We start from the raw sequence: 23,231 nt of genomic DNA on the forward strand, positions 1-23,231 counted from the left end.
CGGAAAGTACGCATGAGTGTGCGGAGGCGCTCGAACCCGGTCAAGTGAGCCTGCTGACCGGAAACGGTCAGGAGGCTGCCATCTCCTCGATCGTCAACCCGCTCAGCACCGATCGCGGTTCGGAAACGGTGAGGTCGACGTCCGGATCGGCCGCGGCGTCGCGGACCTTCACCAGCAGCCAGTCCGCGCCGGTGCGGGTGAAAGCCCACGCGCCGTTGAGTTTCACGCCGTGCAGTTGCACCTTGAAGTGCCCGTTGTCGATCGCCACCGCCGGGTCCACCGGCTCGTGACGATCGTCGTGGGTGAGATTGGTGTAGATCCCGGCGTCCCACACGATCACGGCGCCGCTGCCATACGCGCTGTCCGCGATCACGCCCTCGTACGAGGCGTACTCGAGGTCGTGATCGGTGGTGAAGACCGCCAGCCGCTTCACGGTCGGGTCCAGGGACGGCCCCCGCGGGACCGCCCAGGACTTCAGGACGCCGTCGACCTCCAGCCGAACGTCGTAGTGCAGCCGCCGGGCATCATGCAGCTGCACCACGAAGATCGGCTTGGACGTCAAGCGGCAGCTGCCGAGGGTGGCTCGATCCGGTGCCGGAGCCGGTTCAGGATGCCGCGGAGCAGCCTGGAGACCTGCATCTGGCTCACTCCGATCTCGGCGCCGATATCGGCCTGGGTGTGTCCTTCGACGAACCGTAGTTCGAGGATCTTACGCTCGCGCGGCGCCAGGTCGCTGAGCACCGGCTCGAGGACGGCGACCGCCTCGGTCCGCTCGAACGCACTGTCGTCGGTGTCCGCGATGGTGTCGGCCAGGTTGGCGGCCGAGTCGTCGTCGACCGGGCGGTCCAGCGACAGCACGGAGAAGCAGCCGTCGGCGGCCATCGCGGCCTCGATCTCGTTGACGTCGGCACCGATCTTGGCGGCGAGCTCGGCGAGCGTGGGCTCGCGGTGCAGGTCCTGGACGAGCTGCGGGCGGACCGAGGCGATCGAGCCCTGCAACTCCTGCAAGCGGCGCGGGATCCGGACCGTCCACGAGCAGTCGCGGAAGTACCGTTTCACCTCGCCCTTGATGGTCGGCACGGCGTACGCCAGGAACGGCGTCTCGGTCTCGGGGTCGTAGCTGCGGGCGGCCTTGACCAGCCCCAGGTACGCGACCTGGTCCAGGTCGTCGGCCTCCACGCCGCGGCCGCGGAACCGGGTGGCGATGCTGTGGGCGATGCTCAGGTTGAGCTCGATCGCCTCACCGAGGAGGGCCTGCCGGAGAGTTTCGTCCGTCGTGGCGGCCCGCCGGCTGAGAAGGGTTCGGGTCGTCGTGTCCCGGCGCTGCTTCGGATCGGTGCTGCGCGGCTCGTCGACGGTACTGCTGGAAAGTACGGTGACCATTTTTGCTGACCTCGCGACGTTGAGTCACGGCGCGGCACATGTCTGGACCGCGGTCAGTGCTATCTGATCCGAACCCTACCCCGGACTCCCGGTGTTATTCCTCTGTATCGATTTCGACCACCGAAGAAATTGTTCCGGACGGCCCGGATCGACCTTAGGGTCTGGCCCATGGACTGGAAGCTTGAGTTGGTGTCGGTGCCGGTGACGGACGTGGACCGGGCGAAGGAGTTCTACACCGAGAAGGTCGGGTTCCACGCCGACCACGACCACCAGGTCACCGAAGAACTGAGATTCGTTCAGTTGACGCCGCCGGGGTCGGCGTGCTCGATCGCGATCGGGAGCGGGATGCCGCAGGGTGAGCCCGGCTCGGTGCGTGGGCTGCAGATCGTCGTACCGGACGTGGCGGCGGCGCGCGCGGAGTTGGCCGGTCGCGGGGTCGAGGTGTCGGACCTGCAGGAGTTCCCGTGGGGGACCTTCGCGTTCTTCGACGACCCCGACGGGAACTCCTGGGCCCTGCAGCAACTGCCGGAGTGGCGCTAGGGATCGGCCGGGCAGTTCTGTTGGGGGTCAATTCGAGTTATCGCTAACGCTGCGTCATGTCGCGGTTGTAGGGTGGCCTTTGGTTGAGTAGCCAGCCCCCCGATGTTGGCTGCCGTGTCCCTGCGAGGGCGACGATGACCGATCTTCAGCATCACTCCACAGCCGTTCGAGGTGCCATGCCCGTAGCCACTGCCCCGACCCGGCCCGTCGCCGTTCAGGTCCGCATCGGCGGCCGCTGGATCGCGGGGCAGGAGCTCGGTCGCCGGACCGGCGCGGCCGGTGCTGACGAGGTGCTCGTCAGCCACCACGGCCACCTGGTCTGGGTCGACCAGCACGCGATCCGCGGGGCGTAAGACGCGGAAAGCCGTTACGTACAAGGGATTTCAGCAAAGAGTTTTCGCAACGAGGTTGCCGATCTCGACCGCCGACGCGGACTGCGCGGGGTCGAACAACCTCCTGGTCAGCGCGAACGAGACGCCTGCGCGAGCGTCGGCCCAGGCGGCACTGCCACCCATGCCAGGTATGCCGAACGACGTCGGGCTCTCCTCCGCACTCGATCCGAGTCGCCCGATCGGGTAGCCCAGCGCCCAGGTCGCGTCGTTCCCGAGCAGCTCGTCCTTGCCGGTGAAGGCCGGTCCGGTGATCTCGGCGACCCGCTCCGGCCGGACCAGCCGGACCCCGTCGACCTCGCCGATCAGAGCGGCGTACAGCTTCGCGATGCCACGCGCAGTGAGGACGCCGGCCGACGGAGTCTCGGCGGCGAGGTGCTCTGGACTGTTGCACAGCGCGGCCCGCGGGATGATCGCGGCCGGGGTCACCTTCCCGAACATCCCGGCCAGCATCGCGAACGTGTCCTCGGCTCCGGCCGGCTCGACGAGCTGCGCGACCCGGTGCTGTTGGTCCAGGGGGACGCCGAAGTACACCTCGTCCGCGATCCCGAGCGGCTCCGCGATCTCCCGCAGTACGTCGGAGATCGACCGGCCCGTCGTCCGCCGGACCACCTCGCCGACCAGGTAGCCGAACGTCTCCGCGTGGTACGTCGTCTTCGTCCCCGGCTCCCACCACGGTTCGGCGGTCGCCAGGTACGACGTGATCTTCGGCCAGTCGGCCAAGTCGTCGGGCGTCGTGTCCGGCGCGAGAGCCGGCAGGCCGACCGTGTGGGTGAGGATGTGCCGCAGGGTCGCCTTCTCCTTGCCGTGGACGGCGAACTCGGGCCAGACGTCCGCGATCGGAGCGTCGTACTCGAGGACACCGCGATCGGCCAGCACGTTCGCCACCGTCGCGGTCGCGGCCTTTCCGGTGGACGCGCTGTAGAAGAGGGTGTCCGGTTCGATCCCCTCGCCGGCGACCGCGTCGACCACCAGCTCACCGTTCTGGTAGACCACCACCTGCAGTCCGAGCTCGGTATCGACCAACTCGTCGACGCGCTGCTGCACCTGCTCCTGAAGCTTCGTCACGCTCGCCATCCTGTCTGTGAGAGGTCAGTCACCACCAGGTCGGAGCCACCCGGCCGCTTTTGACACACCTGGTTAGAGAGCTGTTAGAGGCGGGCTTTCGCGCTCCCGGGCCTACGTAGGCTGCGCGCCGTGGCGGCGACAGAAACGCAAGAGAACGACACGGTTGGCGTGCCCCCGCCACGGCACGGACGGTTCGTGGCCTGGCTGCTGCACGACCGGCCCACCGGCCACGCCGGGCCGCACCGCCCGGCTCCGCACCCGACCCACCGCTGGTGGAAGGTGATGTGCCTGACCGGGGTCGACTACTTCTCGACCCTCGGCTACCAGCCCGCGATCGCCGCGGCGGCCGTCGGCCTGCTGTCGCCGCTCGCCACCCTGATCCTCGTGCTGCTGACCCTGCTCGGGGCGCTCCCGGTCTACCGCCGGGTGGCGGCCGAGAGCCCGCACGGCGAGGGCTCGATCGCGATGCTCGACCGGCTGCTCGGCCGCTGGAAGGGCAAGTTCACCATCCTGGTGCTGCTCGGCTTCATGGCCACCGACTTCATCATCACGATGACGCTGTCGGCCGCCGACGCCACCGCGCACGTGGTGGAGAACCCGTACGTCCCGCACTGGTTCGAGGGCAAGGAGGTGGTCATCACCCTGGTCCTGCTGGCGTTGCTCGCGGGCGTGTTCCTGCGCGGTTTTGGCGAGGCGATCGGGATCGCCGTCGTCCTGGTGGTCGTCTACCTCGGGCTCAACCTGATCGTGGTCGGCGACGCTCTCTGGAACGTGATCACCGCACCGGAGCTGGTGACGAACTGGCGCGGCCTGCTGGTCACCGAGCACTCCAACATCTGGGTGATGATCGGCATCTCGCTGGTCGTGTTCCCCAAGCTCGCCCTCGGCCTGTCCGGGTTCGAGACCGGCGTCGCGGTGATGCCGCAGGTCAAGGGCGGAGCCGGCGACGACCCCGCGCACCCGGCCGAGCGGATCCGGAACACCCGCAAGCTGCTCACCACCGCCGCTCTGATCATGAGCGGCTTCCTGATCACCAGCAGCTTCACCACGATCGTGCTGATCCCGGAGCACGAGTTCGAGGACGGCGGCGAGGCGTCCGGGCGGGCGCTGGCGTACCTGGCGCACGAGCACCTCGGCAACGTCTTCGGCACCGTGTACGACGTCAGCACGATCCTGATCCTGTGGTTCGCCGGAGCCTCGGCGATGGCCGGCCTGCTGAACATCGTGCCGCGGTACCTGCCTCGGTATGGCATGGTCCCGGACTGGGCTCGCGCGACCCGGCCGCTGGTGCTCGTGTTCGCGGTGATCGCGTTCGTGATCACGCTGCTGTTCAAGGCCGACGTGGACGCCCAGGGTGGCGCTTACGCGACCGGCGTACTCGTGCTGATCCTGTCCGCGTCGGTGGCGGTGACGCTGTCCGCGCGACGGAAGGGGCAGCGCGCGAAGACGGTCGGGTTCGGCGTGATCAGTGTGGTGTTCCTCTACACCACGATCGCGAACATCATCGAGCGCCCGGACGGCGTCCAGATCGCGTCCTTCTTCATCATCGCGATCATCGTGACCTCGCTGATCTCCCGGGCCACCCGGTCGCTGGAGCTGCGCGCGACCGAGGTCCGGTTCGACGCGGACGCCCGCCGGATCATCGAGGCGGCGGCAGTCGACGGCGAGCTCCGGATCATCGCGAACGAGCCGAACGAGCGGGACGAGACCGAGTACCAGGACAAGGAGGCCGAGCAGCGCGAGGTGCGGAACCTGCCGGAGGGCCTGCCGATCGTGTTCCTCGAGGTCACGCTGACCGACGCGTCGCAGTTCGAGACCGAGCTCGACGTGTCCGGCGAGGAGCGGCACGGGTACTCGGTCCTCAAGGTGGAGAGCCCGAGTGTGGCGAACGCGATCGCGGCGCTGTCGCTGAAGATCCGCGACGACTGGGACGTGATGCCGCACATCTACTTCGCCTGGGCCGAGGGCAATCCGTTCTACTTCCTGTTCCGGTACCTGATCTCCGGCGAGGGCGACGTACCGCCGGTGACCCGTGAGGTGCTGCGGCGCGCCGAGCCGGTCCGGTCGAAACGGCCCTGGGTGCACGTGGGCTGACAGACTGCCCTCGTGGAGTTGCGGCAGTTGGAGTACTTCGTGGCGGTCGCGCATGAGCGCAGCTTCACGCTGGCCGCTCGGCGGCTGCATGTGGTCCAGAGCGCGGTCAGTGCCGCGATCGCCGCGCTGGAACGCGATCTGAAGGTCACGTTGTTCGAGCGCAGCGCCCAGCGGGTGGTGCTGACGGAGGCGGGTACGGCGCTTCTTCCGGAAGCGCTGGCCGTGATGGACGCCGTACAGGGTGCTCGTGATGTCGTCGACGAGCTCGGTGCGGGGATGCGCGGGTCGGTGCGCGTCGGGTTGCTGCCTGGGCTTGGGCTGATCGACCTGCCGGCGGCGGCCGGTGAGTTCCGGCGGCGGTATCCGAACGTCGAGCTCCAGTTGCGGGCCGAGGCCGAGGGATCGGCCGGGGTGATCGCGGGGCTGCGGAACGGCGACATCGACTGCGGGTTCCTCGGCGTCGCTGCCGGGAGCGCGCCGCGCGACCTGACTACGTGGGAGTTGCTGCGGGTCCCGCAGGTGCTCGCGGTGCCGGTCGGTCATCGGCTGGCCCGGCGGCGGTCGGTGACGCTCGCGGACCTGGCCGACGAGGCGTTCGTCGACTTCCCACCGGGGTCCGGGACGCGGACGCTCATCGACCAGAAGTTCGAGGTGGCCGGGATCGAACGGAAGGTCGTGGTCGAGGCGCTCGGGATCGAGGGCGGCGTTCAGTTCGTCGCCCACGGTGTGGGACTGGGGATCCTGCCGGGGTACGCCGTCGCCGAGATCGACTCGATTCGCGCGATCCCGGTCTCGGACGAGTCGTTCCGCTGGACGCTCTACCTGGCCACGCTGAAGAAGCGCAAACCGTCCGCCGCGCTCCGGGCCCTCCTCGGCCTCGTCGGCGCCCACCTCCAGCACCCACCGGGCACCGAGCTCGGCGCGGACGTGGATCAACAGAATTGATCTATCCATCGAGTTGATTCGTTGGACTTGATGCATTGCCAGCAGCAAGATCTTTGGTGTCAGCAAGACATCGAAGATCTGAAGGAGCAGGGCAATGAGCAACGAGCGAGTCGCGATCGTCACCGGTGGTTCGAGCGGGATCGGCCGGGAGGCGGCGAACAGGCTGGGCCGCGAGGGCTACGCGGTGGTGATCGGGTACGCCGGTCATCAAGCCGCGGCCGAAGAAGCCGTCAAGGAGGTCGAGCAGGCCGGCGGCCGGGCGATCGCGGTGCAGGCCGACGTCGCCGACGAGACCGCGGTGGCGGCGCTGTTCGACCGGACCGAGCAGGAGTTCGGCGGCGTCGACGTGGTCGTGAACGCGGCCGGGATCATGCCGCTGTCCCCGCTGGCCGACCTCGACCTGGACGTCTTCGACCGCGTCGTGCGGACCAACCTACGCGGCACCATCGTCGTCGACCAGCAGGCAGTACGGCGGCTGCGCTCGGGCGGCGCCCTGATCAACGTCTCCAGCTCGCTGACCAAGCTGGCTCGTCCGGGCTATTCGGCGTACTCCGCGACCAAGGGCGGCGTCGAGGCGATCACGCTGATCCTGGCCCGTGAGCTGCGCGGCCGCGACGTCACCGTCAACACCGTCGCCCCCGGCCCGACCGCGACCCGGCTGTTCTTCGAGGGCAAGCCGCAGGAGCTGATCGACCGAATCGCCGCCGAGCCGCCGCTCGAGCGCCTCGGTGAGCCCTCCGACATCGCCGAGATCATCGCCTTCCTGGCCGGCCCGGCGCGCTGGATCAACGGCCAGGTCATCTACGCCAACGGCGGCTCGGCCGCCTGACCACCCCCTTGTACTGAAAGGACGACGACCATGAGCAAGACAGTTCTGATCAGCGGCGCCTCCAGCGGCTTCGGCGCCCTCACCGCCCGCGCCCTCGCCGACGCCGGACACATCGTGTACGCCGGGATGCGCGACCTCGCCGGGCGGAACGCGACGGCAGCGGCCGACGCCAAGCAGTACGCGACCGAGCACAACGTCGACCTCCGTCCGGTCGAGCTCGACATCAGTACGGACGCCTCCACCCAGCAGGCCGTCGACACCGTGATCAGTGAGCAAGGGCGTCTCGACGTACTGATCCACAACGCGGGACACATGGTGACCGGTCCGGCTGAGGCGTTCACGCCGGAGCAGTTGGCCGAGCTGTACGACACCAACGTGCTCGGCACGCAGCGGCTGAACCGGGCCGCGCTGCCGAAGCTCCGGGAGCAGCAGGACGGGTTGCTGTTGTGGGTCGGCAGCTCCAGCACGCGCGGCGGCACCCCGCCGTACCTGGCGCCCTACTTCGCGGCGAAGGCGGCGATGGACGCGCTCGCGCAGAGCTACGCGCTGGAGGTGTCGCGGTTCGGGATCGAGACCACGATCGTCGTACCGGGTGCGTTCACCCACGGGACCAACCACTTCGCGCACAGCGGTTCGCCGGCCGACGCCGACGTGGTGACGGCGTACGAGACGAAGTACGCCGGCCTGATGGAACAGGTCAGCCAGAAGCTCGCCGAGTTGGAGCCCGAGTGGGCCGACGTCGCCGAGGTCGCGAAGGCGATCGTGACCGTGGTCGGCACCGAGAAGGGCCGGCGCCCGTTCCGGGTGCACATCGACCCCTCCGACGACGGCGCGGCCGTGGTGAACGCGGTCGCCGACCGGGTCCGCACCGAGCTGCTCCGCCGGATCGGCCTCGAGGATCTGCTCCACCCGGTCGGGTGATGAGGTGATCGACATCCACGCTCACTTCCTGCTGCCGGAGTACGTTGCCGCGGCGGAGCGGGCGGGACACCTTCGGCCAGACGGGATGCCCGGCTGGCCGGAGTGGTCTGTCCGCCGCCAGCTCGAGGTGATGGACCGGAACGGCATCGACACCGCGCTGCTGTCCGTGTCGTCGCCCGGTGTCCACTTCGGCGACGACTTCCGGGCCCAGGTGCTCGCGCGGCGGGTCAACGAGACGGCGGCCGAGTTGGGCCGGGACCACCCTGGGCGGTTCGGGTTCTTCGCCAGCCTGCCGTTGCCGGACGTCGAGGGCGCGCTGGTCGAGCTGGAATACGCGTACGACGTCCTGCACGCGGATGGCGTCGTACTCCTGAGCAACGCGGGCGGACTGTATCCGGGGGAGCCGTCGTGGGAACCGCTCTGGCGTGCGCTGAACGCCAGGTCGGAAGTGGTGCTGTTACACCCGACGTCACCGCCGCAGTGGCGTCAGGTGGCGCTGGACCGCCCACGGCCGATGATCGAGTTCCTCTTCGACAGCGCCCGAGCCGTCACCGACTTGGCGCTGACCGGGATCTTCACGCGGTACCCGGCGATCGACTTCATCGTCGCGCATGGCGGCGTCCTGCCTCTGCTAGGCGACCGCCTCGACCACTTCCTCCGCACCTACACCCCCGACTCCCAGCCCAACATCACCCCCCAATTGGAAAACCTCTGGTACGACGTCGCCGGGACCCCGCACGCAGTCACAGGCGACCGTGCCCTCTACGGCAGCGACTACTGCTTCACGCCTGCCGACGCGGTGGGGCACCAGTTCGCGGCGCTGGACGCTCGATCCGGCGACTGGCGAGAGCGTGTTCAGGCCAACGCACTCCGCCTCGTCGGCGCTGAGCTCGGCGGCTGACGTGAGACCCCGGTGGGTGATGATCGGCCTGTCGGCGGTGGGTGGCATGCTCTCGGCGTAGAGGTGTCGTCGAGCGAGGAGTGCCGTGGGGCCGTGGGATGTGGATCAGGTGCTGGGGTTGGCGCCGGATCCTGCGTCCGCGAAGGCAGCCCAGGCCCAGGCGCGTACGACGAAGTGGCCTGAGTCCGGCGCCTCCGAGCGAGCCGTCTGGGGGTTGTGTCAGGGGAGTGGCAAGCAGCCGTACCAGACCACGGTCGACCTGAGCGGTCCGGCGTACAAATGCTCCTGTCCGAGCCGGAAGTCCCCCTGTAAGCATGCGCTGGGGTTGATGCTGCTGTGGGCGACCGGCGAGGTCCGGTCGGGTGATGAGCCGGAGTGGGTGAACACCTGGGTGGACCAGCGCGCCGCCCGGGCCGAGCGACCCGAGCGGAAGCCGGGTGAGGTCGCCGACCCCTTGGCCGCCCAGCAGCGCGCGTCGAGGCGGGCAGATCGGGTCTCGGCGGGCATGGCCGAGTTGGCGAGTTGGCTCGACGATCAGGTCCGGGAAGGGCTGGGCGGCTTCGACCAGCGGGCGTACAGCGAGCTGAGCCGCCTCGCTGCGCGCATGGTGGACGCGCAGGCACCGGGCGTCGCCGGAGCGGTACGGCGTGCCGCCGGCGTCGTCGGCCGCGGTCACGGCTGGCCGGGCGAGCTGCTGGAGGAGCTGTCACTCATCCACTTGGTCGTGTCCGCGCACGGGCGGCTGGCCGATCTCCCGCCTTCGCTGGCCGACACCGTCCAATCGAGGATCGGCTGGACGGTCGAGACCGCGCGGGTGCTGGCCGAGGGCGAGAAGGTGGAGGACGACTGGCTGGTGCTCGGCCGGGTGATCGAGCCCGACGACCGGCTGACGGTCCGCCGCGTCTGGTTGCGCGGAGCAACAACCGGTCGGCTCGGCCTCATCCTGACCTTCGCCGCTGCCGGGCGTCCGCTCGACCCACTACCGGCCCGCCCGGGCGAGTACGTCCCCGGCGCGCTCTCGTTCTACCCCGGTGCCCTCCCGATGCGTGCGCTGCTGACCCAGACCGCTCCACGCCTGCCCGCGCCCCGGCCCGTCGGTCTCACCGCGCGTCAGGCGCTGGCGTCGTACGTCGAATCCGTCGCCGCAGACCCGTGGAACGAACGCTGGCCGCTGGTCCTGGAGGAAGTGCGACCGGCCCGGTACGGCGAGGGCTGGGCGCTGGTCGACGCCGCCGGTGACGGGCTCGAGATCCTGCCCGGCCTGGATCCGGTGAAGCTACTCGCGGTCTCGGCCGGTGATCCGGTCACGGTCGCGGGTGAGTGGAACCGGGCCGGCTTCCGGCCGATGACGTGCTGGCACGGCGACCGGCCGGTGATCGTGTGAAGGGCTGGGACGGTTTGGTCAGCTCGGCGCTGCTCGGGACCGATCGGCGGCCGGTGCACTTCGAGGAGTTGCCGGAGCACATCCAGGAGCGGCTGGGCGACGGCGGTCTGCTGGATGCGGCCGCGTTGGCGACCGTCTACAAGCGCGCGGGTCGGCAACCGTTGCGGGAGCTCGAACCGTTGCCCGCGGCCCCTGGTGAGGATCGTCCGCTGCCCCGGCCGGTCGCGATCCGTCGGCTGGCCGCCATGCTCGGCGGATTCCAGACGACCGCGCTTGCCGAGTGGTTGCGCGCGGCCGATGCCCGGGGATGGGGTGTGCCGCCGGAACACCTGCCGGCGTTGGCCGACTTCGCCCGCCACCGCGCGGAGTACCGGCCGCTCGTCATTGCCGCGGCCGGACGCCGAGCGACCTGGCTGGCCGACCTCAACCCGGAGTGGAAGTTCCTCCACGCGGCGGTTGCCGAGAGCAATGACATCGCGTTGTGGACGCACGGCAACGCGCTCCAGCGACGGACCTGGTTGCGCACGACGCGCCGGCAGGAACCCGGCGCCGCACTTGAAGCGCTGCGGGAGGTCTGGCCGACCGAGTCCGCCGCGACCCGGGCCGAGTTCCTCGCCGTACTGACCGACGGTTTGGCACTGGACGACGAGGAGTTCCTGGAAGCAGCCCTCGACGATCGCGCCAAGGACGTCCGCCGAGGTGCGGCCCGCCTGCTCGCCCGGCTCCCAGGATCGCGGTACGGCGACCGGATGGCCGAGCGAATGTGGTCACACCTGGTCGTCAGCCAAGGCGTCCTGGCGGTCGACCTGCCCAAACGCCTCAGCGCGTCGATGGAACGCGACGGTCTCGACTCGCAGGTCCCGGAGGGCGTCGGCAAACGCGCGTGGTGGTTCCTGCAGATCGTCGCGAATACTCCGCTCACGGAGATGGATCCCGCTTGGCTCCGGATGCCCGTCGAAGGGTGTGCTCCGGAGATCCTGCAGGCAGCGTGGGCCGAGGCCGCCGTACGGGAGCGGTCGGAGACCTGGGCTCGTGAGTTGCTCAAGGCAAATGCCTCGACCGGGACTCGCAGCGCGGCCGAGCTGCTGCGCATCGTGCCTGCCGAGGAATGGGTTCGGGCGGTGCAGGCGCTGCAGGAAACCATCGACCTGGCCGAGTTGGTGGGCGGGCTGCCGGTGCCGTGGCCGGCGTCGCTCGGCTCGATGATCCTGGACCAACTGGCGGCCGCCGGCACCGCGCGGAGCTCGGCCCGGTTGGCGAGTATCGCGGCTCGGGCCGTGCCGCCCGACGTACTGCACCATCCGATCACCCGCGAGCCGACCGGTGAGGAAGACACCTGGCGACGCCGGCTGGTCGAGACCTTGACCTTCCGCCGTGTACTGTACGAGGAGCTGTCATGAGCACAGAGGTATTGCGCCCGCACGCCGAGGAGGAGTACGCCGGTGAACTCGCCGCGCTCGCGGCAGCCGACGACCGGCCGCGCCCGCCGGCCTGGCAACTCTCACCGTCCGCGGTCGTCACGTACCTGCTCGGCGGACGCGCCGGCGACGTGGAGATCTCACCCAAGTACGTCGGTCCGCGCCGGCTGATCGAGGTTGCGGTGGCCACCTTGGCGACGGACCGTGCGCTGCTGCTCCTCGGCGTACCGGGGACGGCGAAGACCTGGGTCAGCGAGCACCTCGCGGCGGCCATCAGCGGCGACTCGACCCTGCTCGTGCAAGGTACGGCGGGCACCGCCGAGGAATCGATCCGGTACGGCTGGAACTACGCCCAATTGATTGCCCAAGGCCCCAGTGAGGAGGCGTTGGTGCCGAGCCCGGTGCAGCGGGCGATGGCCGAGGCGAAGATCGCGCGGATCGAGGAGCTCACCCGGATGCCGTCCGACGTGCAGGACGCGCTGATCACGATTCTGTCCGAGAAGGCGCTGCCGATCTCCGAGCTGGCCACCGAAGTCCAGGCCCGCAAGGGTTTCAACGTCATCGCCACCGCCAACGATCGCGACAAGGGCGTCAACGAGCTGTCGAGCGCGCTCCGGCGGCGGTTCAACACCGTCGTCCTGCCGCTGCCCGACTCGGCCGACGACGAGGTCGAGATCGTGTCCCGCCGGGTCGCGCAGCTCGGGACGGCGCTCGAGCTGCCACAGCCGGACGATGCGCTGGACGAGATCCGCCGGGTGGTCACGATCTTCCGCGAACTGCGCTCCGGCCGCACCGAGGACGGGCGGACCGCGGTGAAGTCGCCGTCGGCCACGCTGTCCACTGCCGAGGCGATCAGCGTGGTCACGGGTGGGCTCGCGCTGGCGGCGCACTTCGGCGACGGCGTACTGCGCCCGACCGACGTGGCCGGCGGCATCGTCGGGGCGGTGATCAAGGATCCGTCCGCGGACCGGGTCGTCTGGTCGGAGTACCTGGAGACCGTGGTCCGGGAACGCGACGACTGGGCGCCGTTCTACCGAGCCTGCCGAGAGATCACCGGATGACCGTTCACCTGCTGGGGATTCGGCACCACGGGCCGGGGTCGGCGCGCGCGGTCGCGGCTGCGCTTGCGGACCTCCGGCCGGACGTGGTGCTGATCGAGGGGCCGCCGGAAGCCGACAAGGTGGTCGCGTTGGCCGGGTCGGAGGAGATGGTTCCGCCGGTCGCGTTGCTGGCGTACGCGGTGGACGACTCGACCAAGGCCGCCTTCTGGCCGTTCGCGGTGTTCAGCCCGGAGTGGCAGGCGATCGAGTACGCGCTCGGAGCCGGCGTACCGGTGCGGTTCTGCGATCTGCCTGCTGCCCATCAGTTCGCCTCGTCGGGTCGTGAGGGGCGGCGTGGGCTGTCGATCGATCCGTTGGCTACGTTGGCGAACGCGGGCGGGTACGACGATCCCGAACGCTGGTGGGATGACGTGATCGAGTCCCGGCGCGAGGGCGCCGAGCCGTTCACGGTGATCGCCGACGCGATGCGTGAGCTCCGGCACGGCGAGGACGCGACCGGCCGGGAGGCGCAGCGCGAGGCCTACATGCGGACGGTGATCCGGAAGGCGATCCGGGATGGGTTCGAGCGGATCGCCGTGATCTGCGGCGCGTGGCACGTGCCGGCGCTGGAAGTCCCGTTGCCCCCGGCAACACATGACCAGCGGATCCTGAAGGGTCTGCCGAAGCGGAAGGTCGCGTGTACTTGGGTCCCGTGGACGCACGGGCGGCTCGCGGCGTCTTCAGGTTATGGCGCCGGGATCACGTCGCCCGGTTGGTACCACCACCTGTTCACCGCACCGGACCAGATCACCGCGCGCTGGTTGTCGAAGGTCGCGCAGGTGCTGCGATCCCAGGATCTGCCGGTGTCCAGCGCCCACGTGATCGAAGCGGTCCGGCTCGCGGACACCCTGGCTGCGCTGCGGGAGCGGCCACTGGCCGGGCTGAGCGAGGTCACCGAGGCGACCCGGGCCGTGCTGTGCGGCGGGAACGACGTACTGCTGGACCTTGTCACCAGGGAAGCGGTCGTCGGCGAGTTGCTGGGGTCGGTGCCGGGCGAGACGCCGCAGGCACCGGTCGCGGCGGACCTGGCGGCGCAGGCACGGCGGCTGCGGATGCGGCGGGACGCGACCGAGCGGGTGGTCGAGCTCGACCTGCGGAAGCCGAACGACCTGGAGAAGTCGCGGCTGCTGCACCGGCTGCGGATCCTCGGGGTGCATTGGGGCGTGCCGACCGCCGACGAGCGGCGGGCGCAGGGCACGTTCCGGGAGATCTGGCGGCTGACCTGGGATCCCGGGCTCGAGGTCGAGTTGGTCGCCGCGGGTGCGCACGGCACGACGGTCCTCGGCGCCGCGACGACCGTGATGCTGCAGGTCGCCGACGAGTCGTCCACCCTCGCGGACGTGACCGCCGCGCTGGAGAAGTCGCTCCTGGCGGATCTCGCGGACGCGCTGCCCTCAATGCTGCGCGGTGTCGACACCCGAGCGGCCGCTGATGCGGATGTCGGTCACTTGATGGCAGCGCTGCCGGCGTTGGCGCGATCTTCGCGGTACGGCGACGTGCGCGGCACCGACACGGCTGGGCTGGCCGCGGTCGCCGGCCGGATGGTGTCCCGAGTCTGCGCCGGTCTCGGGCGGACGGTGCACGGACTCGATCCGGATGCGGCGGCCGCCGTACAGGAGCTGATCGACGGGGTGCAGGACGCGACTGTCCTGCTGGCCGAGGACGTCCGGGCGGAGTGGCTGGCGACGCTCGAAGGGTTGAGTGATCGGTCGTCCGTGCCGCCGTTGATCCGCGGGCGGTTGACCCGGTTGATGCTCGACACGTCGCGGCTGCCCGATCACGAGGTTGCCCTGCGCCTGGGGCGGGCGTTGTCGCCTGGTACGCCGACCGCCGACGCCGCCGGGTACGTCGAGGGGTTCCTGGCCGGTGGCGGGTTGCTGCTCGTGCACGACGAGCGACTGCTGGCGTTGGTGGATGCGTGGCTCGCGGCGGTTCCGGCCGACGCGTTCGTGGAGGTGCTGCCGCTGCTTCGCCGTACCTTTGGCACCTTCGCGTCGCCGGAGCGGCGATCGATCGGCACCCGGGCCCGTGCGCTGAGCGATCCTGCCGCCGTGGTTCTTGCTGACGACAACGACCTCGACACCGAGCTGGCCGCGACCGCCCTGCCCGTCGTCGCGCAGTTGCTGGGGGTTTGATGACCGACGACGAACGCATGCGCCGCTGGCGACTCGTGCTCGGTAGCGAAGCCGAGGACGAGATCGGTACGACGCTGTCCGCCGAGGACCGCTCCGTCGACGCGGCGATGGCGGCGCTGTACGACACGACGCCCGGCGAGTCCGGCGGCACGCAGCGAGCGGCGGGGTTGGGATCGTCGGCGCCGCGGGTGGCGCGGTGGCTGGGTGACATCCGGCGATACTTCCCGAGCACGGTCGTCCAGGTGATGCAGCGGGACGCCGTCGAGCGGCTCGGCATCACCCGGATGCTGATGGAGCCGGAGCTGCTCGGCGCGGTCGAGCCCGACGTCCACCTGGTCAGCACGCTGCTGGCGCTCAACGAGGTGATGCCGGAGGAGACCAAACAGACCGCGCGCGACGTGGTCGGGCGGGTCGTCGCGTCGTTGGAGGAGCGGTTGGCGGAGCGCACCCGGGCGTCGGTCACCGGTGCCCTCGACCGGGCCGGGCGTACCGGTCGGCCGCGGCACTCGGACATCGACTGGGACCGGACCATCCGGGCCAACCTCAAGCACTTCTCGCCGACGCTCGGCACGATCGTCCCGGATCGGCTGGTCGGGTACGCGCGGCGCAACCACAGCGTCCAGCGCGACATCGTGCTCGCGATCGACCAGTCGGGCTCGATGGCGGAGTCGGTGGTGTACGCGTCGCTGTTCGGTGCGGTGCTCGGATCGATCCGCACACTGCGGACGAGCCTGGTCGTGTTCGACACCGCGGTGGTCGATCTGACCGATCAGCTGGAGGACCCGGTCGACGTACTGTTCGGGACGCAGCTCGGCGGTGGCACGGACATCAACCGCGCCCTCGCGTACTGCGAGGACCTGGTCACCAAACCCGGCGAGACGGTGATGGTGCTGATCTCGGACCTCTACGAGGGCGGTGTCCGCGAGGAGATGCTGCGACGGGCGCGCTCGCTGGTGGAGTCGGGTGTCCAGCTGATCGCTCTACTTGCCCTGGCCGACTCGGGGACTCCGTCGTACGACGCGGAGAACGCCGCGGCCCTCGCCGACCTCGGCGTACCGACCTTTGCCTGCACTCCCGACCTGTTCCCGGACCTGATGGCTGCGGCGATCAAGCGTGAGGACATCACGGAGTGGGCCGGGAAGTATCTCGGCCGCTGAGTGGGACAATGCCGGTATGACTGAGCCTGTTCGGGTGATTCGGGCCGGTGAGCTGATCGCGGCGGATCCGACGCCGGGGATGTTCCGGACCAAGGCGTTCGAGCTGCCGATCCTCTGGGCCGGTCAGGTCGTGACGGCGCCCGGGGCGGTGTCCGGCTGGCACCACCACGACCGGAACGAGTCCAGTCTGTACATCGTGTCGGGCGTGCTGCGGCTGGAGTTCGAGGGGTACGACGACTACCTCGACGCCGTCGCGGGCGACTTCGTCCACGTGCCGTCGTTCACCGTGCACCGGGAGAGCAACCCGACCGGCGAACCCTCGCTCGCCATCATCGCCCGCGCCGGCGGCGGCATCCCCACCGTCAACGTGGACGCACCCCCGGGGCGTTGACGGCTCAGTCGGCCAGCTCGAGGATGTCGATCGGGGTGTTGGGGTCGGCTTCGGCGAACCGGAGGGCCCACTGCACCGCCTCGTCCTTGGACTCGACGCGGATGATCGAGACGCCGGCGATCAGCTCCTTGGTCTCCGCGAACGGCCCGTCGACCACCCGCGGCTCCTCACCCGGCGCCGGGAACGTGATCTGCACCCCGCGCGAGCTCGGCATCAACCCCTCGGCAACCAGCAGCACCCCCGCCTGCCGCATCTCCTCGAGCACCGCATCCGCCCGGGCCAGCATCTCCGGATCCGGCGGATTCCCCGCCTCCAGGCTGTCATTCGTCTTGTGAAGCAGCATGTACCGCATGAGCCGACTTTAGTGCCGATCCAGCTCTGCCCAGAACGTTGAGGGGATGTCGTGGTCGAGCCAGGCGGCTACCTCGGTGATTTCCTGGGGGTTGCGGGCGCCGACGACGACGGCTGGTACGGCGGGGTGGGCCAGCGGGAACTGGACGGCGGCGGCCAGCAGGGGGACGTCGTACCGGCGACTCAGCTCGCGTAGGCGCTCGATCCGGCGGACCAGGTCCTTGGGGAGCGCCTCCTGGCCATGTGGGGCGCCCTCGGCCAGTACGCCGCCTTGGAAGACGCCGGCCGCGAGTACGGCGACGCCGAGCTTCTCGCAGAGCGGCAGGAGCTCCTCGGCGCCGGACTGGTCGAGCAACGTGTAGCGACCGGCCAGCAGGATGCAGTCGGGACCCTTCGAACCGCTGTCGCGCAGGAAGCGGGCGGCGACGTCGGCGTGGTTCACCCCCAGCGAGATCGCCTGGATGGTGCCGCGACCCCGCAGCTCGGCGAGCGCGCGCAGGGCGTCCGTCGACGCGGTCACGTAGTCGAGGTCCGGGTCGTGGATGTGCAGGACATCGATCCGGTCGATGCCCATCCGCCCCAGGCTCTCCTCGAACGACCGCATCACCGCGCGGTACGAGTAGTCGAGCCGCGGCCCCAGACCGGCCGGCGGCTCGGCCCAGATCGGCTGAATGTCCGGACCGCCCGGTTCGATCAGCCGCCCGACCTTGCTGCACAGCACGAACTCGTCCCGCGGCCGCCCCCGGAGCGCGATCCCGGCCCGCTGCTCCGACAGCCCGTACCCGTACACCGGGGCGGTGTCGAACAGCCGGATCCCCAGCTCCCAGGCCCGGTCGATGGTCGCCACGGCCTCCGGCTCCGGTACGGCGGCGAACATCCCCCCGATCGAGGCGAGCCCGAGCCCCAGCCTGCTCACCCGCAACCCCGTCCGCCCCAGCTCCACAGTCCGCATGCCGCCGACCCTAGAAGCCGCCACCGACAGTTCGCCTTTTCACGTCGGCGGCCGACACGGCAGTATGCGGGGATGGGTGAGATCGCGGAGCGGTACCGGCGGCGGGCCGAGGCGTTCGAGCGGAAGGTCGCCGCGGTTCGGCCGGACCAGTGGGACAACCAGTCGCCGTGCGAGAAGTGGACGGCCAAGGACGTGGTGGACCACATCGTGATGATGCACGGCGTGATGCTGATGCCGGTGGCCCGGACGCTGGAGCCGGCGGGCGACTCGCTGACCGCGTTCCAGGAGGCCCGCGCGGCCGTCGAGGACGTCCTCGACGACCCGGTCCTCGCCCTCACCGAGACCGACACGCCGTCCGGTCGGCTGACGACCGAGCAGCACATCGACCAGGTGATCTCCGACGACCTGGTCCTGCACGGCTGGGACCTTGCCCGCGCGACCGGGCAGGACGAGACGATGGATCCGGACGACGTCGAACTCCTGTGGGCCACGGCGTCCGCCGTACCTCCCGACGTGATGGAGAAGCTCCGGACGCCGGGAGCCTTCGGCGAAGGCATCGAGGTCTACGGACCCGAGGTCCCGGTCCCGCCTGATGCGCCACTGCAGGACCGGCTACTCGGCATGATCGGCCGTCAGCCGTGAGAGGTCGCTCGGCGCGTAGTACGTCTCCGGCGCCGGGCACAACGGCGCGCTGGTGAGCTCAGCCGGCTTGGTCATCAGCAGGGCGTGGCCGCTGGCGATCGGGCGGTCGAGGTACTCGTGGCCGGGGAGGTTGGCCACCGCCGTACGGCAGCCGAGCGCCATCCCCTCGAACAGTGCCGTCGTGGAAACGCCGACCTGGTACGTCGCGCCGGCGAGCAACTCGAGTGTGCTGCCTTCTGTGGACAACCGGACGACGTCCGGGATCGTGTAGCCCGACGCCCGCTCGCTCGGGTGCAGCCGGAACACGACATCGAGTTCCGGGTGCTCCTTCGCGACCGACTCCGCCACATGCAGCAACTCGGCGCCGATCGTGCCCTGCGACAGGAAAACCGCCAGCTTGGGGTCCTTCTCGGTGGCTTGAGGCAGGTACGACGCCCCGATCACCGACGTACTCATCCCGGCCGGGAGGTCGGCGATATCGGTCCAGTAGGAACCGAAGCACCAGAGCTCGTCGGGCTGGTCGGCCACCACCGGGCGGCCGGGGTAGCTGTAGCCGAGGTGGAACGGGCTGATCGCGCCGTGCTGGAGCTCGACCACCCGGATCCCGAGGTCGCGGGCGGCGCCGACGATGTGCTGGTGGAAGTACGCGACCACGACGTAGACAGTCTGGATCCGGTGCTTCCGCAGCAGGGCGCGATAGAGCCCGCGCAGCCTCACGTGCTTCGGGATCTCCCGCGCCAGCAACGCGCCGACGGGCACCCGGACGCCGGTCAGCCGTTCGAGGGCCTCGGTGATGCCGCGATCGTCTGCGTGACGCTTGTGCACGGCGCCGGCGGCTGACGTGAAGAAGTCGAGGTTCTTGCTGCCGGGGAGCGGGGTGCCGTTGATCCCGGAGTCGAGGACCAGCGCGCTGGTGCCGAGCGCATTGCGGAGCTCATCGGTGTAGATCTCGACACCGCCCGGTTTCCGCGGGTGCGGCACGACCATCGCGTCGTACGAGCCCAGGAACGGGTTCCGCGTGACCAGGCCGGCCACATGCCGGCCGACCAACCGCGCTTTCTCGTACGGCGTCCGTCGTACCGGATGCGAGGCGCCGTGGATCCCGCTGCGCCGGGTCAGCTCATGGAAGACCCGCATCCGGATCACGGGCCACGGGCTAACGTCTCCGATCCGCCAGTCGAGCAGACTCAGGTCCCGTTCCACCTGCCAGATCGCCCGGCACAGGCTCGCCACCGTCGGGCCAGTGCTCGGCCCCGTGCCGTTCCCGGTACTCGTCATGGTTGATCCCAACTATCCCCGCGAGGCTGCCGACGCCTGAGAAGAACCGGCGGACAGCCTTCAGCAGGTGCGTCTTGCGGCCGAGCAGCAGCCCGGCCAGGGCGTACCCGATCGCCGAGACCACCCGGGCCGAAGCATAGGCCAGCACCAGCAGGTAGCTGACCGCACCCGGCCGGATCAGCAACCGGCTGATCGTGTCCCCGCTGCCGGACCGGAACGCCCGCCGTACCAGCCAGCGCAGCGTCGTCCGCCCGGCCGGGACCTCCTCGGCGATGCACGCCTCCTCGCACCAGACGATCCGGAATCCGGCCCGGTGCACGCGGAGGAAGAAGTGCAGATCGCTGGAGCCGGTGTAGCGGAACGCGGGATGAAATCCAGGCGTGATCGAGTGGTAGACGCGCCGGCTGACCAGGGTGTTGTTCGTGTACGCCTTGCGCAGCTCCTCGCCGGTGGTGTGTTTGCCGGTCGAGTCGTGGACGTCGCTGTAGTGGTTCCAGGGCGGGGCGCCGGGTGGCAGGTTGCCCTTCACGGGGCCGGTGACAACGTCGGCGCCGGACGTCTCCCACGTGTGCAGCAGCGTCGCCAGCCAGCCGGGCGGCGCGACCTCGTCGTCGTCCACGAAGACGAGCGCGTCGTCGTTCCAGCACAACTCCACCGACTTCTCGCGGGCGAAGGGGATTCCGGGCTCCGGTTCGACCACCGACTCGATCGGATACCTCGGCTGGTCGAATCCCCGGACGACGGCGGCCGCCGTACCCTCCGCGTCGTTGTCGACCACCACGATCCGGATCGCGTAATCCGAGTCCTCGGGAAGCTCCTGGGCCTGCAGGCTGGTCAGCAGCCCATGCAAGAGAGCAGGTCGCCGGAAGGTGATGACCGCGATGGCGACGCTGGTGCTCATGGCGCCCGAGACTATCGGTCCCCACCAACCCCCAGCCATCCGGACCACCCGCACCCAACCCCAAATTCACACCCCGGAAACACGCTCTGAAGAGTGCTCCGATACGTCAGACACCGCTCCCCGGCCCCTGTCCTTGGGCGCGTCCTGCGGCGCGCGGCGTGGGATGGACCGGGTGTACGCCGATCGGGATCCGAGTGTCTTCGCATCGGGATTCGCGGGGGACTGAGGTCGATGCGGGATGCTGCGTGACGGCAGTCGCGGAGAACCCAAGCGTCCATCACGCCCGCTCCTCGTGGCCGCGCGCCATGCTCCCGCTCCCGCGCCCGCTCCGGCGCCCGTTCCCGATCCCGCCAACCCGGCTTCCCACTACCGGCTTCATCGACCCGGTCCGCGCTGTCGCCGACGCGTGCCCCTTGAGCGAAGCCCTCGGAATAGAGAGCGGGGTCGGCGCATCACCGTCCACGGCGCTGCCCCCGTGCCGTCCGGTGTGGAGCCGCCTTCGCGGTACAACCACGGACGGGTATTCGAGGCGACGTCGTTGGCGCTGGCAAGGTGTGCCGACTTGGGACACCACGACCTTCGCCAGCGGATGCCTGTCAGCCGGGACGAGGCAGCCGGCGACAACAGAGTCATGCAATCGGGACACCAGAGTCGTGCAACAGGGACACCAGAGTCGTGCTGCGGGAACCCTGCACAGGCCTGCCCTTGGTCAGCAGACACCGATTCGTGCCTGACGTGGCGGAGGCGTGGAGCAGTCGCTACCGCTACGGCCGCCGCCATCGCACCCGTCTGGCCGTACCCGGTGTGATCGAGCGGTTGGACGAGCTTCGGCTTCAGCTGACATGGCCGTAGGACCTGCGGGTGACACGGGCGTAGGACCTGCGGGCGGGAGAGTGACGCATGCCCGCAGGTCCTCGGGGGGCAGGGTGGTTCAGGTGGGTGGGTCAGGTGTCCGGGTCGGTCAGGTGTCTGGGTGGGTCAGGTGTCTGGGTGGGTCAGGTGTCTGGGTCGGTTAGGTGTCCGGGTGGGGGTGGGGTGCTGGGTGGGTGCCGGTCGGGTCGACGTGGAAGGTGAAGCCGTTCGGGGTGGTCCATTCCAGGGTGGTGGGGTTGAGGCGGCGGACCTGCCAGCGGCCGTGGGTTTTGATCCGGTGTGGGAACCGGCGCAGCGGGACGAGGTTGCTGGTGCTGGTTTGGCCGGGTGGGCCGAGGGGGTCGTAGGGCTGGATGTGGTCCAGGTCCATGGCTGGGTGGGTTTCGCGGGAGCCGTAGGGGAACAGTTCGACCGGGTGGGTGAGCCGGGTGCGTTCGCGGATCCGGTCGGGGATCTCGTAGGCGTCGACGCTGACGGCGTCGTTGAGGTCGATGACTGGCTTGACGGTGTAGGGGCCGTGCCCGATCAGTTCGGCGAGCTGGGTCGCGAGCAGCGGCCCGATGGTTTCGGCGCGCAGCACCCCGGTGCCGGTGGCGAGGGTGTGGTCGGTGAGGTGCACGTAGATCTCGGTCTGCCCGGGCCGCGCCGCCCGGCCCGAACCCGGGTCCGTGTGGGCGTCCCGCCGAATCCGCGCAAGCCGGGCCTGCAGCACCCGCCGCGCCGCAGCATCCATCGGCTCCCCATCCACGGCGTCGTCGAGGCGCAGCCCTGGCTCGAACGGCTCGATCGCCTCGCGGTACGGTGCGTCGAGCGGGTCGGGCAGTTCGCTGTCGCCGGGATGCGGCGCGTCCCGATCGGCCTCGTCCTCCGGCCCCGGCTCGCCCCAGTCGATCAGCAGGCCGTCGTCACCCGACCAGCCACCCTGGTCATCGCCACCCGGTCTAAAGCCTCCACGATCACCATGACCAGTACTGCGGCCAGCGCCGCGCTCGGCAACCCGCGCGGACGCGGCCGCCGGCGACGGGTTGGTTGGAGCAGGAGGTAGGTCGGCGGTCGTCGTCGCGCCGTCGAGCACCAGGCCAGTCGCGGCTGGCGACGGGTTGGTCGGAGCAGGAGGCACGTCGGCGGTCGTTGTCTCGCCGTCGAGCACAGGACCAGCGGCGGGCGTGCTGCCGGGAGCGGTTGTCGGGGCTCTGCCGTGCGCTTGACGAGCGCCGGGGTTTGGGGGCGTGGCTGGACCGGTGGGGGCGCCGGTCGTCTGGGTGGTGGGCGGCGGGGTAGGGTGCTGTGCCTTGGGAGCATCGGTGTTGCGGGTTGGGGCCGGAGTCGTGGCGTCGGCAGCTGTTGGGGTGGCGGGCGGGGTTGGGCTGGGGTGGGTGGTGGGAGCGGCCGGTGGGGCGGTGGTCCGGCTGGTTGCCGTGTCGGCCGTTGCCGTGCCGGTCGTTGACGGGGCGGCGGTGTCGGCGGCGGCCGGGGTGTTGGCGAGTAGTTGGTGGGCTTGGTGGAGGAGTTCTTCGGTGTAGCGGGGGTCGGCGATGATGCCGACCGCGTCGGCGCGGCGGCGCTGCAGGGAGGCGGT

Annotated in this window: 22 protein-coding genes and 1 pseudogene; 15 read left to right on the top strand and 8 right to left on the bottom strand. The window is 70.0% G+C overall.

Features of this window, described 5'->3' with window-relative positions; all coding sequences use genetic code 11:
- Positions 1–67: 67 nt before the first annotated feature.
- Entirely contained in the window at positions 68–562 is a 495-nt protein-coding gene (locus ACIBL3_RS06820) for a DNA polymerase ligase N-terminal domain-containing protein (protein ID WP_396352258.1), read from the bottom strand.
- Positions 559–1,383, bottom strand: coding sequence for a SigB/SigF/SigG family RNA polymerase sigma factor (locus tag ACIBL3_RS06825; RefSeq protein WP_396352259.1), 825 nt, complete (start codon positions 1,381–1,383; stop codon positions 559–561). Before ACIBL3_RS06825 ends, ACIBL3_RS06820 begins: the two co-directional genes overlap by 4 nt.
- A 168-nt stretch (positions 1,384–1,551) precedes the next feature.
- Between ACIBL3_RS06825 and ACIBL3_RS06830 the strand changes: the two genes are divergently transcribed.
- The gene (locus ACIBL3_RS06830) at positions 1,552–1,923 is read left to right on the top strand and encodes a VOC family protein (RefSeq protein WP_396352260.1); all 372 of its coding nucleotides are present in this window, start codon (positions 1,552–1,554) and stop codon (positions 1,921–1,923) included.
- A 176-nt stretch (positions 1,924–2,099) separates the two neighbouring features.
- On the top strand, positions 2,100–2,276 hold the full coding sequence (locus tag ACIBL3_RS06835) for a hypothetical protein (RefSeq protein WP_396352262.1): 177 nt from the start codon (positions 2,100–2,102) through the stop codon (positions 2,274–2,276).
- A gap of 30 nt (positions 2,277–2,306) precedes the next feature.
- On the opposite strand, the gene ACIBL3_RS06840 is transcribed toward ACIBL3_RS06835, so the two are convergent.
- Complete coding sequence (locus ACIBL3_RS06840) at positions 2,307–3,380, bottom strand: serine hydrolase domain-containing protein (RefSeq protein ID WP_396352263.1); 1,074 nt, start codon at positions 3,378–3,380, stop codon at positions 2,307–2,309.
- A gap of 129 nt (positions 3,381–3,509) precedes the next feature.
- Here ACIBL3_RS06840 and ACIBL3_RS06845 point away from each other — a divergent pair, with 129 nt between their 5' ends.
- The 11 genes from ACIBL3_RS06845 to ACIBL3_RS06895 all read left to right on the top strand — a co-directional run bounded on the left by ACIBL3_RS06845 (position 3,510) and on the right by ACIBL3_RS06895 (position 16,655).
- Positions 3,510–5,474 (top strand): amino acid transporter, encoded by a 1,965-nt coding sequence (locus ACIBL3_RS06845; protein ID WP_396352264.1) that lies wholly within the window; start codon positions 3,510–3,512, stop codon positions 5,472–5,474.
- 12 nt (positions 5,475–5,486) lie between these two features.
- A complete protein-coding gene (locus tag ACIBL3_RS06850; RefSeq protein ID WP_396352266.1) occupies positions 5,487–6,419 on the top strand; it encodes a LysR family transcriptional regulator in 933 nt (310 codons plus the stop codon).
- A gap of 94 nt (positions 6,420–6,513) precedes the next feature.
- Positions 6,514–7,248: an SDR family oxidoreductase gene (locus ACIBL3_RS06855; protein WP_396352267.1), complete on the top strand. Its 735-nt coding sequence runs from the start codon at positions 6,514–6,516 to the stop codon at positions 7,246–7,248.
- 30 nt (positions 7,249–7,278) lie between these two features.
- Complete coding sequence (locus ACIBL3_RS06860) at positions 7,279–8,169, top strand: SDR family oxidoreductase (RefSeq protein ID WP_396352269.1); 891 nt, start codon at positions 7,279–7,281, stop codon at positions 8,167–8,169.
- Positions 8,170–8,173: 4 nt separating this feature from the next.
- The gene (locus ACIBL3_RS06865) at positions 8,174–9,070 is read left to right on the top strand and encodes an amidohydrolase family protein (protein ID WP_396352270.1); all 897 of its coding nucleotides are present in this window, start codon (positions 8,174–8,176) and stop codon (positions 9,068–9,070) included.
- An 85-nt stretch (positions 9,071–9,155) separates the two neighbouring features.
- On the top strand, positions 9,156–10,454 hold the full coding sequence (locus ACIBL3_RS06870; protein ID WP_396352272.1) for an SWIM zinc finger family protein: 1,299 nt from the start codon (positions 9,156–9,158) through the stop codon (positions 10,452–10,454).
- A complete protein-coding gene (locus ACIBL3_RS06875) occupies positions 10,451–11,854 on the top strand; it encodes a DUF5691 domain-containing protein (protein WP_396352274.1) in 1,404 nt (467 codons plus the stop codon). Before ACIBL3_RS06870 ends, ACIBL3_RS06875 begins: the two co-directional genes overlap by 4 nt.
- A complete protein-coding gene (locus ACIBL3_RS06880; RefSeq protein ID WP_396352275.1) occupies positions 11,851–12,933 on the top strand; it encodes an AAA family ATPase in 1,083 nt (360 codons plus the stop codon). Before ACIBL3_RS06875 ends, ACIBL3_RS06880 begins: the two co-directional genes overlap by 4 nt.
- On the top strand, positions 12,930–15,107 hold the full coding sequence (locus ACIBL3_RS06885) for a DUF5682 family protein (RefSeq protein WP_396352277.1): 2,178 nt from the start codon (positions 12,930–12,932) through the stop codon (positions 15,105–15,107). Before ACIBL3_RS06880 ends, ACIBL3_RS06885 begins: the two co-directional genes overlap by 4 nt.
- Positions 15,107–16,264: a VWA domain-containing protein gene (locus ACIBL3_RS06890; RefSeq protein ID WP_396352279.1), complete on the top strand. Its 1,158-nt coding sequence runs from the start codon at positions 15,107–15,109 to the stop codon at positions 16,262–16,264. The genes ACIBL3_RS06885 and ACIBL3_RS06890 overlap by 1 nt, the downstream gene beginning before the upstream one ends.
- Positions 16,265–16,280: 16 nt before the next feature.
- Complete coding sequence (locus tag ACIBL3_RS06895; protein WP_396352280.1) at positions 16,281–16,655, top strand: cupin domain-containing protein; 375 nt, start codon at positions 16,281–16,283, stop codon at positions 16,653–16,655.
- 4 nt (positions 16,656–16,659) lie between these two features.
- Here the strand turns inward: ACIBL3_RS06895 and ACIBL3_RS06900 are convergent, their stop codons facing one another.
- Complete coding sequence (locus ACIBL3_RS06900; protein WP_396352281.1) at positions 16,660–17,007, bottom strand: YciI family protein; 348 nt, start codon at positions 17,005–17,007, stop codon at positions 16,660–16,662.
- Between the two features lie 9 nt (positions 17,008–17,016).
- The gene (locus tag ACIBL3_RS06905; RefSeq protein ID WP_396352282.1) at positions 17,017–17,958 is read right to left on the bottom strand and encodes an aldo/keto reductase; all 942 of its coding nucleotides are present in this window, start codon (positions 17,956–17,958) and stop codon (positions 17,017–17,019) included.
- Positions 17,959–18,030: 72 nt separating this feature from the next.
- Here ACIBL3_RS06905 and ACIBL3_RS06910 point away from each other — a divergent pair, with 72 nt between their 5' ends.
- A complete protein-coding gene (locus ACIBL3_RS06910; RefSeq protein ID WP_396352283.1) occupies positions 18,031–18,600 on the top strand; it encodes a TIGR03086 family metal-binding protein in 570 nt (189 codons plus the stop codon).
- Here ACIBL3_RS06910 and ACIBL3_RS06915 read toward each other — a convergent pair.
- On the bottom strand, positions 18,571–19,737 hold the full coding sequence (locus ACIBL3_RS06915) for a hypothetical protein (RefSeq protein WP_396352316.1): 1,167 nt from the start codon (positions 19,735–19,737) through the stop codon (positions 18,571–18,573). The genes ACIBL3_RS06910 and ACIBL3_RS06915 overlap by 30 nt on opposite strands.
- Positions 19,738–19,756: 19 nt before the next feature.
- Complete coding sequence (locus ACIBL3_RS06920; RefSeq protein ID WP_396352284.1) at positions 19,757–20,779, bottom strand: glycosyltransferase; 1,023 nt, start codon at positions 20,777–20,779, stop codon at positions 19,757–19,759.
- Positions 20,780–21,505: 726 nt separating this feature from the next.
- Between ACIBL3_RS06920 and ACIBL3_RS06925 the strand changes: the two genes are divergently transcribed.
- Positions 21,506–21,631, top strand: coding sequence for a hypothetical protein (locus tag ACIBL3_RS06925; protein ID WP_396352285.1), 126 nt, complete (start codon positions 21,506–21,508; stop codon positions 21,629–21,631).
- Between the two features lie 160 nt (positions 21,632–21,791).
- On the opposite strand, the pseudogene ACIBL3_RS06930 reads toward ACIBL3_RS06925, so the two are convergent.
- A pseudogene (locus ACIBL3_RS06930) lies at positions 21,792–23,231 on the bottom strand (hypothetical protein); the annotation flags it as partial.

The organism is Kribbella sp. NPDC050124, from assembly GCF_044460355.1.
Lineage (GTDB): Bacteria > Actinomycetota > Actinomycetes > Propionibacteriales > Kribbellaceae > Kribbella.

Excerpts from the sequence above, each read along its gene's own strand:
- ACIBL3_RS06825 (WP_396352259.1), bottom strand. The coding sequence starts at position 1,383 with ATGGTCACCGTACTTTCCAGCAGTACCGTCGACGAGCCGCGCAGCACC.
- ACIBL3_RS06830 (WP_396352260.1), top strand. The coding sequence starts at position 1,552 with ATGGACTGGAAGCTTGAGTTGGTGTCGGTGCCGGTGACGGACGTGGAC.
- ACIBL3_RS06835 (WP_396352262.1), top strand. The coding sequence starts at position 2,100 with ATGCCCGTAGCCACTGCCCCGACCCGGCCCGTCGCCGTTCAGGTCCGC.
- ACIBL3_RS06855 (WP_396352267.1), top strand. The coding sequence starts at position 6,514 with ATGAGCAACGAGCGAGTCGCGATCGTCACCGGTGGTTCGAGCGGGATC.
- ACIBL3_RS06860 (WP_396352269.1), top strand. The coding sequence starts at position 7,279 with ATGAGCAAGACAGTTCTGATCAGCGGCGCCTCCAGCGGCTTCGGCGCC.
- ACIBL3_RS06880 (WP_396352275.1), top strand. The coding sequence starts at position 11,851 with ATGAGCACAGAGGTATTGCGCCCGCACGCCGAGGAGGAGTACGCCGGT.
- ACIBL3_RS06885 (WP_396352277.1), top strand. The coding sequence starts at position 12,930 with ATGACCGTTCACCTGCTGGGGATTCGGCACCACGGGCCGGGGTCGGCG.
- ACIBL3_RS06890 (WP_396352279.1), top strand. The coding sequence starts at position 15,107 with ATGACCGACGACGAACGCATGCGCCGCTGGCGACTCGTGCTCGGTAGC.
- ACIBL3_RS06895 (WP_396352280.1), top strand. The coding sequence starts at position 16,281 with ATGACTGAGCCTGTTCGGGTGATTCGGGCCGGTGAGCTGATCGCGGCG.
- ACIBL3_RS06900 (WP_396352281.1), bottom strand. The coding sequence starts at position 17,007 with ATGCGGTACATGCTGCTTCACAAGACGAATGACAGCCTGGAGGCGGGG.
- ACIBL3_RS06905 (WP_396352282.1), bottom strand. The coding sequence starts at position 17,958 with ATGCGGACTGTGGAGCTGGGGCGGACGGGGTTGCGGGTGAGCAGGCTG.
- ACIBL3_RS06910 (WP_396352283.1), top strand. The coding sequence starts at position 18,031 with ATGGGTGAGATCGCGGAGCGGTACCGGCGGCGGGCCGAGGCGTTCGAG.
- ACIBL3_RS06915 (WP_396352316.1), bottom strand. The coding sequence starts at position 19,737 with ATGCGGGTCTTCCATGAGCTGACCCGGCGCAGCGGGATCCACGGCGCC.
- ACIBL3_RS06920 (WP_396352284.1), bottom strand. The coding sequence starts at position 20,779 with ATGAGCACCAGCGTCGCCATCGCGGTCATCACCTTCCGGCGACCTGCT.